The sequence below is a fragment of the Streptomyces candidus genome, assembly GCF_014207445.1.
Taxonomy (GTDB): domain Bacteria; phylum Actinomycetota; class Actinomycetes; order Streptomycetales; family Streptomycetaceae; genus Streptomyces; species Streptomyces candidus.
Map to the genome: position 1 here is coordinate 214,277 of NZ_JACHEM010000015.1, position 11,173 is coordinate 225,449.

General features: G+C 69.2%; 9 protein-coding genes and 2 pseudogenes. 7 read left to right on the forward strand and 4 right to left on the reverse strand.

What is annotated here, in order from left to right; all coding sequences use genetic code 11:
- Window positions 1-127 precede the first annotated feature (127 nt).
- The 6 genes from HNQ79_RS26625 (at window position 128) to HNQ79_RS26650 (ending at window position 7,219) form a co-directional block, all read left to right on the forward strand.
- On the forward strand, window positions 128-1,183 hold the full coding sequence (locus tag HNQ79_RS26625; protein ID WP_185035380.1) for a LacI family DNA-binding transcriptional regulator: 1,056 nt from the start codon (window positions 128-130) through the stop codon (window positions 1,181-1,183).
- A gap of 149 nt (window positions 1,184-1,332) precedes the next feature.
- Window positions 1,333-2,568: a sugar ABC transporter substrate-binding protein gene (locus HNQ79_RS26630; protein WP_185035382.1), complete on the forward strand. Its 1,236-nt coding sequence runs from the start codon at window positions 1,333-1,335 to the stop codon at window positions 2,566-2,568.
- Between the two features lie 45 nt (window positions 2,569-2,613).
- Window positions 2,614-3,591 carry a carbohydrate ABC transporter permease gene (locus tag HNQ79_RS26635; protein WP_185035384.1) on the forward strand — a complete coding sequence of 326 codons (978 nt, stop codon included), beginning with the start codon at window positions 2,614-2,616 and terminating at the stop codon, window positions 3,589-3,591.
- Window positions 3,588-4,433 (forward strand): carbohydrate ABC transporter permease, encoded by an 846-nt coding sequence (locus HNQ79_RS26640; protein ID WP_185035386.1) that lies wholly within the window; start codon window positions 3,588-3,590, stop codon window positions 4,431-4,433. Before HNQ79_RS26635 ends, HNQ79_RS26640 begins: the two co-directional genes overlap by 4 nt.
- Window positions 4,434-4,522: 89 nt before the next feature.
- Window positions 4,523-6,277, forward strand: coding sequence for an amylo-alpha-1,6-glucosidase (locus tag HNQ79_RS26645; protein ID WP_185035388.1), 1,755 nt, complete (start codon window positions 4,523-4,525; stop codon window positions 6,275-6,277).
- Between the two features lie 258 nt (window positions 6,278-6,535).
- Window positions 6,536-7,219, forward strand: coding sequence for a hypothetical protein (locus HNQ79_RS26650; RefSeq protein WP_185035390.1), 684 nt, complete (start codon window positions 6,536-6,538; stop codon window positions 7,217-7,219).
- A gap of 259 nt (window positions 7,220-7,478) precedes the next feature.
- On the opposite strand, the pseudogene HNQ79_RS34015 reads toward HNQ79_RS26650, so the two are convergent.
- Together HNQ79_RS34015 and HNQ79_RS26660 are read right to left on the reverse strand one after the other, a co-directional pair.
- Window positions 7,479-7,565: pseudogene (locus HNQ79_RS34015) on the reverse strand (hypothetical protein); the annotation flags it as partial.
- Window positions 7,566-7,616: 51 nt separating this feature from the next.
- Window positions 7,617-8,207, reverse strand: a complete 591-nt coding sequence (locus HNQ79_RS26660; RefSeq protein WP_185035392.1) for a DUF2165 domain-containing protein — start codon at window positions 8,205-8,207, stop codon at window positions 7,617-7,619.
- A gap of 631 nt (window positions 8,208-8,838) precedes the next feature.
- On the opposite strand from HNQ79_RS26660, the gene HNQ79_RS26665 reads away from it, so the two are divergent.
- Window positions 8,839-9,213: a hypothetical protein gene (locus HNQ79_RS26665; protein WP_185035394.1), complete on the forward strand. Its 375-nt coding sequence runs from the start codon at window positions 8,839-8,841 to the stop codon at window positions 9,211-9,213.
- Window positions 9,214-9,824: 611 nt separating this feature from the next.
- On the opposite strand, the pseudogene HNQ79_RS34020 reads toward HNQ79_RS26665, so the two are convergent.
- Both HNQ79_RS34020 and HNQ79_RS26675 read right to left on the reverse strand, forming a co-directional pair.
- Window positions 9,825-9,923 (reverse strand): annotated as a pseudogene (locus HNQ79_RS34020) (3-hydroxybutyrate dehydrogenase); the annotation flags it as partial.
- 335 nt (window positions 9,924-10,258) lie between these two features.
- Complete coding sequence (locus HNQ79_RS26675; RefSeq protein ID WP_185035398.1) at window positions 10,259-10,633, reverse strand: hypothetical protein; 375 nt, start codon at window positions 10,631-10,633, stop codon at window positions 10,259-10,261.
- Window positions 10,634-11,173: the final 540 nt, after the last annotated feature.

The window sequence follows — 11,173 nt, forward strand, 5'->3', positions numbered from 1 at the left end:
CTCCCTAACTTCCTTTCAAGCGAACCGGTTCGACGATCCGGCCGTTCTCTCTTCCTCTGTCCAGCTCTCGCGGACGGGTGGCGCTGCCGCACGTTGAGCAGCGGACCGGTTCACCTAAGGAGTCGCCGTGAACATCGGTGAAATCGCCAAGCGGGCCGGTGTCTCCCGGAGCACCGTCTCCTATGCGCTCAGTGGCAAGCGCACCGTGTCCGACAACACCCGCCAGAAGATCCAGCGGGTCATCGACGAGCTGGGATACCGGCCCAATGCCAGCGCCCGTGCTCTCGCCAACGGACGTACCAGCACGATCGGCCTCGTCTTCCCGCCGGCGGGCGACCACTACACCGGGATGCAGCTGGACTTCATCGGCAGTGTCGTGGAGGCCGCCGCGACGCACGACTACGACGTCCTGCTGTCACCCAGCGGTGTGGACAGCGACCGCTCGTTCCAACGCCTGCTGGGGGAGCGGCGGGTGGACGGCGCCATCCTGATGGAGATCAGGCTGGAGGACGACCGCGTCGATCACCTCGCCGCGCTGGGGTTCCCCTGTGTCGCCATCGGCCGTACCGCCCATCCGGAGAACGGCTGGTGGGTCGGGCTGGACCACACCGCGCTGGCCGCGGCATGCGTGCGCCATCTCGCGGACCTCGGCCACCGTACGATCGCCTTCGTCAACCGTCCCGAGACCCTGTTGCGGACCGGCTACGAGTCCGCCCGCCGCGGGCTGGAAGGGTTCACCAAGGCCGCCGCCGAGCGCGGACTGACCGTGCGGACGTACTGCTGCGGCGACGACGCCGCGTCCGGCCAGGCGTGCCTGGAGCAGATCCTGCACGACGAACCGGCGACCACCGCCCTGGTCACGCTGAACGAGGCGGCTCTCGGCGGCATCTACCGGGGTCTCGCCCAGGCGGACCGTCACGTGCCGCGCGACTTCTCCGTCACCGGAGTGGTGGCCGGCCGCTGGGCCGAGACCGTGACCCCCCAGCTCACCGCGGCGGACGTGCCGGCGGAAGAGATGGGCCGGCGTGCCGTCGAACTCCTCATGGAACGCCTCGACCGTCCGGACGCGACGCCCCGCCACCACCTTCTCGTGCCGCCGATCTCCCTGCGGGCCAGCACCGGACCCGCAGGGCTGCCCGGGAAGGCCGAAGTACCGGCCTCAGCACCCTTCCCGCAGTCCTGACAGCGCCCACCCCGCAACCCCGCCCAACGCCGCCCCACGGTGCTTCGTCCCGCCGCCCCGGGGCTGCTCCGCATGCTCTCGCGCGTCCGAGCCACCGCCGAGCACACCCGTGCCAAGAACTCACCAGTGCAAAGAACTGAGGAACCGTCATGCGCAGATTCTCCGCCCGCCGCCTCACCGCGGCGGTGGCTCTGTCGACCCTGGTCACCGTGACCGGCACCGCCTGCTCCACCGGCTCCGGCAGCGCGGCCGCCGACGACGGGACGTACACCGTCTGGGACCCGTACCCGCAGTTCGACAAGACGTCGGCGTGGGCGAAGCTGCTGGACCAATGCGGCACCGAGGCCGGTGTGAAGATCAAGCGGACGTCCTTCGACACGAGCGACCTCGCCAACAAGGCACTGCTGGCGGCGCAGCAGGACAACTCCGCGGACGTCCTCGTCGTCGACAACCCCGTGGTCCCCACCCTCGCCGAGGCAGGCGTGCTCACCACGACCGGGGAGAACGAACTCGACACCTCCGCGGTGGACGCCAACCTGCTGGCCGCCGGCCAGTCGGGTAGCAAGACGTACGGCACCCCGATCGGCGCCAACACCCTGGCGCTGTACTACAACAAGGACGTGCTGAAGAAGACCGGCGTGGACATCTCCTCCGTCAAGGACTGGCAGTCGCTGACGGCCGCCCTGGAGAAGGTCAAGAAGGCCGGCCACAAGGGCATCACCTTCTCCGCCATCGGCACGGAAGAGGGCAGCTTCCAGTTCCTGCCGTGGTTCTGGGGTGCGGGCGCGAAACTGACCACCCTCGACTCCGCCGAGGCGACAGCCGCGCTGTCCCTGTGGCAGGGCTGGTTGCAGAAGGGATACGCGCCCAACTCGGTCATCAACAACACCCAGACCACCAGCTGGCAGGAGTTCGCGAGCGGCGACTACGCCTTCGCCGAGAACGGCACCTGGCAGCTCGCCAACGCCGAGAAGGCCGGCTTCGACTACGGCGTCCTCCCCCTCCCCGCCGCGAGGGGAGGCAACGCCGCCGCACCGACCGGCGGAGAGTTCGTCACCGTGCCGGTCCAGGGCGACACCGGCCGCTACGCCGTCGCCAAGAAGCTGGTGTCCTGCCTGACCAGCACCGACAACCTCCACACCACCGCCACCGCACTGTCGTACGTGGCGCCGACCGGCGCGGTGCAGGCCAAGCAGGCGGACAAGAACCCGGCCCTGGAACCCTGGATCGAATCCGTCAAGGCCGCCAAGGGGCGCACCAGCGACGACCTGGGCACCAAGTACCCGACGATCTCGGAACAGTTGTGGAAGGCGGTCCAGGCCGCTCTCAGCGGAGCGCTGACACCGAAGGACGCGCTGGCCAAGGCCCAGTCCGCGGTCAAGTAGCACCGAACCCCGGTACGTCGAGCAGTCCAGAAACCCGGTGCGCAGATGACTCACACGACACAGCTCCCGGACCGCCAGCCCGCGCGCGTCCGGAACGGGACACCCCACACCGCCCCACCCCCCACGCGGCAACGACGCCGCCCGTCCTCCCAGCAGTGGGCCGCCTGGGGCTTCCTCGCCCCGGTGACGCTCTACCTCATTCTGTTCTACGCCTATCCGCTCTACCGCAACATCGACCTGAGCCTGCGCCACTACACGGTCCGCTCCTTCGTCCAGGGAGACGCGCCGTTCACGGGCCCGGCCAACTACCTGACCGTCTTCCAGGACCCGACCTTCGCGCCCGCCCTCCTGCACACCGCGCTGTTCACCGCCGTGTGCCTGGCCTTCCAGTACGCCATCGGACTGGCCCTCGCGGTCTTCTTCAACCAGCACTTCCGGTTGTCGACGACCCTGCGCGCCCTGTTCCTGGTGCCGTGGCTGCTGCCGCTCATCGTGTCGGCCTCGACCTGGTCGTGGATGCTCAACAGCGACTCCGGCATCGTGAACGCCGCCCTGCACGCGGTCGGCATCGGCCCGGTGAGCTGGCTGACCTCACCGACCTGGTCACTGGTCTCGGTGATCACCGCCAACATCTGGATCGGCGTCCCGTTCAACCTGGTCGTCCTCCACAGCGGCCTGCAGTCGATTCCCACATCGCTGTACGAGGCGGCGGCCCTCGACGGGGCGAACGCCTGGCAGCGCTTCTGGCACCTCACCTTCCCCCTGCTGCGCCCGGTGTCCGCCATCACGCTGCTCCTCGGGCTGGTCTACACGCTCAAGGTCTTCGACATCATCTGGATCATGACCAGGGGCGGCCCGGCGGACTCCTCCACCACCCTGGCCACCTGGTCCTACCAGCTCGGCTTCGGCAACGCCATGCCCGCCTTCGGACCCGGCGCGGCCGTCGGCAACCTCCTCGTCGTCACCGCCCTGGTGTTCGGCCTGATCTACGTGAAGGTCCAGCGAAAGCAGCAGGCCCCATGACCGCCACGCTCACCTCCCGACCACGCCGCGGCCCGAGCCACTGGTGGAAGACGGCCCTGGGCACCGCACTCACCGCGGCCATGCTCTTCCCCGTCTACTGGATGCTCAACGTCTCCTTCACCCGCGACCAGGCCATGCGCAAGAGCCCGCCGGACCTGTTCCCCGTGCGGGGCACGCTGGACGGCTACCGCAGAGTCCTCGACGAGCAACTGCCCTACCTCGCCACCAGCCTCGTCATCGGCCTGGCGACCGTGGTGCTCACCGTGGCCCTCGCCGCGCCCGCCGGCTACGCCCTGGCCAAGCTCCGCCCGCGCGGCGGCGGCATCCTGTCCTTCGTGCTGCTGGCCGCCCAGATGATCCCCGGCATCATCATGGCGATGGGCTTCTACGCCATCTACCTCAGCCTCGGCATGCTCCAGTCCGTACCCGGCCTGATCATCGCGGACTCCACCCTGGCCGTGCCGTTCGCCGTGCTCATCTTCACCGCCTTCATGTCCGGCCTCCCCCGTGAACTGATCCAGGCGGCCACCATGGACGGAGCCGGCGCCCTGCGCACCTTCTGGTCGGTCGTCCTGCCGATGAGCCGCAACGCGGTGGTCACGGTGTCGCTGTTCACGTTCCTGTGGTCCTGGTCGGACTTTCTCTTCGCCGGCACCCTGGTCAGCGGCGGCGCCCACGAGCCCATCACCCTCGGTATCTATCACTACATCGGCAACAACAACCAGGAGTGGAACGCCATCATGGCCACCGCCGTCGTCGCCTCGGTACCGGCCACCGTCATCCTCGTCCTGGCCCAGCGCTACGTCGCCGCCGGCGTCACCGCCGGCGCGGTCAAGGACTGACCGGAACACCCGAACTCCGCTTCGTGAGGGAACCGTCGCCCCCGTGCCGGACGGCCGGTACCTCCTGCTCGAGAAACGAGTACCCCTCCATGACCGCCGCCCGACCCGGCCCGGCCTTCTCCGTCCACGACATTCCGTTCAGTACCTCCGGCTCCTGGTTCGGCATCTCGCCCGTGGTGGCGGAGAACACGCACGCCGAAGACCTCCACCTCGTCTCCCATCAGACCGGTATGCACGCCGTCCTGCGCCTTGTGCCCCTGAACCACACGGGCGGGCGCGCCTCCACCCGGGTCGAGGCGGCCCCCGACCGGCTCAGCTGGACCGGTCCCGAAGGACGCGTCGACCTCGCCTACGAGTCGCCCGACACCGTACGGCTGCGGGGCAGCGGCCTGAACCTGCGTGTACTCGCTGCGACGCGGGACCTCACCCCGTTCAGCGGCACCTACTTCTACCGGGAGCCGCATGCCGATACGTATGTCTTCACCTCCTACGAGACCGGCCGGCGCTACCGGATCACCCTCCTGACGGGGGCCGTGGCCGAGACGGCAGGGCAGCAGACCCTGGGCAGCGCCGACCGCGGTGTGACGATCGGCGCCGCCGACGGCGGACGCTGGGAGATCGCGGTCGAGGAGTACGAGACCGCACGCCGCCCCTACGCCTCCCCGGCGACCTTCGACCAGGTCGTGGACGCCGCCCGCGCCGCCTTCACGGCCTTCTGCGACGCCGTCGCACCGTGGCGCTCGCCCGACACCCCGGCCGCGGAACTCGCCGCCTACGTGCTGTGGTCCGCCACCGTCCGGCCCAAGGGCTTCGTGACGAGGCCCGCGGTCCTCATGTCCAAGCACTGGATGGACAAGGTCTGGAGCTGGGACCACTGCTTCAACGCCCTCGCGCTCGCCGCGGGGGAACCGGAACTCGCCTGGGACCAGTTCGCACTGCCCTTCGACCACCAGGACGAAAGCGGCGCCCTGCCGGACTCCGTCACCCACTCCGAAGTGCTGCACAACTTCGTCAAGCCCCCCATCCACGGATGGGCCTTCGGCCAACTGCGCCGGCGCCTCACCAGGGACGCGGGGCCCCAGCAACTCACCGAGGCGTACGACACGCTCTCCCGCTGGACGGAGTTCTGGCTCACCGCACGCCGCACTCCGGGCGCCGCTCTGCCCCACTACCAGCACGGCAACGACAGCGGATGGGACAACGCCACCACCTTCGATCCCGAGCGTGTCGTCGTCACCGCCGACCTCGCCGCGTTCCTCGTCCTCCAGCTGCGCGCAATGGCCGACCTGGCACAGGAGTCGGGCCGCCTCGATGACGCCCGCCGATGGACCCGCGAGGCCGACCGGACACAGACGGCGATGTTCGACGAGCTGTGGGCCGACGGCCGGTTCGTCGCCCGCTCGGCCGACGGCGCCACGACGTGGCGCAGCTCCAGCCTCCTCGACCTGATGCCGATCGTGCTGGGCGAGCACCTGCCCGAGAACATCAGCGCCGCACTGGCACACAGACTGGAGACCCACCTGACCGAACACGGCCTGGCAACCGAGCATCCCTCCTCCCCGCACTACCTCCCCGACGGCTACTGGCGCGGCCCGGTCTGGGCCCCCTCCACCGTGCTCATCGAGGACGGACTGCGTCGCGCCGGGCACCACCGCCTCGCCGACGACATCAGCGCCCGCTTCCGTGCACTGTGCGAGACCTCGGGCTTCGCGGAGAACTTCGACGCGCTCACCGGACGCGGACTGCGCGACCGCGCCTACACCTGGACCGCCAGCAGTTACCTTCTCCTCGCGCAGGCCTATGAACAGCGCAGGACCGAGTCGGCCCGGACAGCCGAGGTGTGAGGCGGCCGGAGAGGGGCGACCAGCTCCTCAGGTTCCATCGATAAATCCAGCGGCCTCACTGCCGGACGGTCCTCCTCCTTCCGCCCCCCGCCGCCGGACACACCATCTGTCGGTGGTGGTCGCGACACGGACTGCCCGCAACTGCCGGGGGCGGGGCTTCCCGTCGGGGCGGACGGTGGGACAGACTGGCCCGTCCGGTCCCGTACCACCACACAGACTGGCCCGTCCGGTCCCGTACCACCACTTGGAGCACGTCGGATGAGCAGCAACGTACTGACCCTGTACGCCGGGCCCGCAGGAGCCGACGGCCAGGGGCAGGCACAGGTGGCGAACATGGTCAGTTTCTCCAACGCTTCGGGGCCGGCACCGTCCGCCGTGTACGTGGAGCGAGACCTGCCGCCGGGAGGCACACCCGCGTACCTGGCCGCCCGGCGCGCCGGGGTCCGGTCCTTCGCCCTGTGGGCCGACGATCGACGCCGGGAGCGGGTGGCCACCGTGACGACTCTGTCCGCCGACGGCGGCGTCGCGAAATTCCAGGTGCTCGGCGCACACGGCGAGTTCATCGGCACCCTCACGCGCGAGAAGGCTTTCCGCGGCAGGGCTCTGCGCACCCGCTGGACCGTGCACCAGAGCGGCGGCTGGGAAGCGGTCGGCCTCAAGGGACGCATCGTCTGGTGGTGGATGTGGTGGCTCTTGCTGCCTTTCATGACGGCTGTCCTCGTGATGAGTGTTTTCGACAGCGTCCCCGGCAACGAGGGCGGTCTGGCACGCGCGCCCCGACGTATCCGATGGCGTGCGAACGGGCAGGTTCCGCTGGAGTTCAGGTCCAAGGGCGACAAACTGCATGTGTACGCACCCGGTGTCGACTGGCGGCTCGCAGCCGCGATGATCGCCCTTCTGCGCAGCTTCCACGTCGGCGCGTGGGACTCGGTGAAGAAGTGACGCGGGGGATCACACTTCGGCGTGCGGCGACAGACCCGCAGCCGACTCCGAGAAACTCGCCTGCGACATGACGAACGCCGGCTGGAAGCTGCTGACGCGGCCTTCGTCCGTTCCCCTCAACAGGTTGCGCCCCGGTCCGGCCGAGGTGGCCAACGACCTCTGCCAGGGTTCGTAGCCGTACGTCGCGGCTGATGGTGCATCTTCGCTCGGCGAGCAGGGGCCGCGTCGCACGGATCGCCCGGGTGACGGTCGAGCGGTCCACAGCGAACCAGAAGGCAAGCACGTCATGAGCAGCACCGTGGCGAAGGTGCACGAGCGTGGCCGGGAGCCGGTCGGCGAAAACCATACGGTGCTGGGCGTCGGCCGGTCGCCCGCCTCGCCTGCTCCGTGGTCGGACTCAGGTCCGTTCGGCACCTGCCCGGCCCGTACCGGAAAGGTGCACGAAGAGGAGCGTGAAGGCGGCCAGCGCCACGTTGCGGGCCGCAGGGTCCAGGCCGTTCCAGTCGGAAGACTGCCACATGGCGAACCACTCGCCGCCGATCGCGAGGAAACCCATCCCGAAGAGCAGCATCATCATCACCAGGCCCACGGTGCTCGCCGCGCGGGCGCGGTCGTACGCGTCGCGGCGCAGCCCCGTGATCCAGAACCACGTGGCAACGATGAGGACCGACGCGGTCAGTATCTCCCAGACGACAATGGCGACGTAGACGGCGTTCTGAAGGGTCGGGGACTGGACCGCCCGCCACATCAGGTCAGGATCCTTGAACGTGGTGTCCATACTCAGGACGTGCTGCACGAACTGCTGGTTGGTCCCGAAGTCCGTGATGTTCCCGAAGGCGACCAGGGCCATGTAGAGCGCGCAGGTCGCCGACAGCGCGGTCGCCGTGACGGGCGGCGCGCCCAGCCGCAGGAGTTGGTTCCGCGGGGCGTCCGGGACCGTTCCCGAGGGATGGGAGGCGGTGCCGGCCGGTCGTTGGGCTCGTGCCATGGATGTGTCCTTCCTCGTCGTCCCGCGGGCGGTCGTCCCGCGGGTCGTACTGTCCCTTTCCCACCTGCGCGGCCTTCCAGCCGTCGTGCCGGGCGCCGGTCCCTTTGACGTGTCAGGGAGGCACCTTCGTGCCCAGAAGCGAGGAGCATGTCATCGCCCGTCGGCTGAGCGGTACGCCGGCCCGGACGGACGGGCAGGAACCCCAGATACCGTGACCATGGCCGACGCCCGCAGCACCGGCTGCTGAGCCGGAGATCACGCTGAGGGCCCTGGGCGAGGTCCATCGTGAGGCGGGCCGCCACAGGGCCGGGCACTGCCCTCGGGCCCCTAACCACTCCCGCACCGCCCCTTTGTGCCCCGGGCGACCTGCCTCTGCTCGCAGCATCCTGCCGCCCGAGGTTCACAGTCCGTGGCCGAGCCTGCTGCGTACAGCAGGCTCGGAGAACGGTTCTCAGCCTGTACCAGGGTCCGGGGACGGGCCGGCAAGTGTGTGTCGCCTCCGCCGGGAAAGGTTGTGACGGCCGACCGCCGGACGGAACCGCTCACGCGGCCGTCGCGTCTTGGCCACTGACCTGACGGCACACCGCGACGGGCGTGCCGACCGACGAGCGACACGGGGAGACACATGCGTATGCGCAGGAGGCTCGGAGCGGTGCTGGCAGCGGCGGCGCTGACCGTGGGGATCGGTGTCGTGGCGGCGCCGGCCGCCCATGCGGCACCCGGCTGCTGGACGAACGACGGCGGGATCAAGTGGTACTGCAACAACGTGTCGGGCGCGCCGGTGTACGGCACCATCGGCAACAACCACTTGTACCCGGACCCCACCAGGGTTGTCGGGCACATGTACTCCAACCCGAGTTGGTTCTTCTGCAAGCTCGACGGTCAGGCCTGGGTCGGCGGCCCGCACCCGACCCGCTGGCTGATGACCGTCGCGGACAACGGCCAGCTGGGCTTCATGAAGGACACCGCGATCTACAGCGAGACCGACCCGGTACGGAACTGCTGATCACCGCCCGCCCGACGGGCGCCTGGAAAGGAACCAGCGGCACCAACGTCCGTACGTATGCGGGCCGCTGACACCGCGCGACGCCGGGCACGCCTCCAGCGCGGAGGGCGTGCCCGGCGTCCGGGCAAGCCGCTCTGAACGGCGGCTTGCCCGCCCCGCCCTGCCCTTGTGCGCTGAGGTGGTGCCCGCGTGGACGGACGTTCCGGCCGGGCGGGCCTCTGGAGGTGGCCGAGGGAGACCTTCCAGGCGGGGGCGACGGTGGTGCGGCGCGATGTGCACCGCTCCGGCCGGGTGTGGAGCGAGCAGGCGCTGCGCGTGATCACCGATACCGGCGAGGCGTTGGCGACCGCCTGTGCGCCCGGGGCTCAGGCGCTGTGGCCGGCGCTGTACGCCAAGGCCCGTGTGGACGGTGACCGGTCGGTGCGCACGGAGGCGTTCGACGCGACGGGGGAGTGGGAGCCGGCGCCCGGGGTGTGGCAGGAGACGGCGCTGTTGCTGTGGAAGCCGCCGACGGCGTGGTTCAGCATCAACGCCTTCACCCCGCGCACCGGCCACGCAGCCCACCATGGGTGTACACGAGGGCGCGGCCATCCCCTACGGCGGGTATCCAGCTCCGGAGGGATGCCGTGTACGGCTGCTTGGGCCGCGATCTGTCCTTCGATCAAGGATGTGCGGATGTAGCCGGGGTTGACGCGGTCACTGGTCACACCGCCGGAACGCTAGAGACATCTTGCCGGACATCCCATGTCATCGAACACCTCAGTGTGGCTGAAGGGTGTCAAAAACCATACACATCGCAATGCGTGACGGCCCATCAGCGCAAAGGGCGGAAGGCCGAGCACGGCGGCCAAAACGGTCGTCTCACGCGACGGCAGGGCCCCAGTTGGAGGACCTTACGTATGGCTCGCTGCCCCGCCGACGAGAACATATTCACCTGGCCCGACCCGGCAATGACCCTGAAACAACGAACCGGGGCTAAAACGTCGGGCGGTAACGACATGCCTCCCGCCGGCCTTTTTCCGGCTGGCGTTGGCCCTGGGGAACCTCACGCGAAGTGGACTGGCATGGAACCCGTACTGGAGATCGGCACGCAGCAGTAGCGCGTTTCGTTCACGGAGCCGAGAGGAAGGCCTTCGCGTTCCGCCAGAGGTGCCGCGTGGCAGAAGCTCAGCACTTCGGATCCCATGACGTGCTGGGCGATGCAGTGCTCGTACAGCTTCCCTGCCGTCAGGGCGACTTCGACGGACGGCAGGAGGGTCTCGACGCCGCGTCGGGCGTGGAAGTCTCGTAGCGCTTCGAACGCATGGGCCGCGTCATCGGCAATGCATCCGGTGTCCCAGCGCTCGCTGCGCTGTTGATTCTCCTGACTCGTCCGTACCGGATGCTGCGAGCGGCCGGAGCGCGCCTGGGTCAGTAACACCAGCGAGTGGCTTGGACGGTTTCGGCTCGGGTACGCCCGGCGAAGAGACTGTCCTCCGCGCCGCGTACCGCGAGGACCGAGCCCAAGAGGTGGTCGCCCATCGCTTCGCGGAGCACCACGGAGCCCTTAAGGTACCGGCGGCCTCGCGCAGGCCGGCCGGTTGCCTTTCGATGCATGCCGCTCCAGTTCCCCGGGGTCGGCGTGGGCGGGCTCGTTGCAGTACTCCTACGGACTCGACTGGGCCGACTCGCACGGCCTACTGCTGACGGAGGCAGAGCGCCGACACGTGGTGCAGGCGCGCTCCCACCTGTGCACCGCGCGGCGTCGGCGGTGATGCCCTGCCGGTAGCCGAGCGAGCCGTCGTGGCAAGCCACCTCACACCGGGGTAAGCGCGGAGCCACCTATGTTGGACAGCTGTACCAAACATCACCACGTAGGGCACCGTCTAGATGAATGAGTCCGATGTCTTCAGTGGTCGTAGGCGATCAGGGAGCGTTTGACTGCGGCGTCGGTGGTCCAGTTGTGCCAGATGCCAGCGGC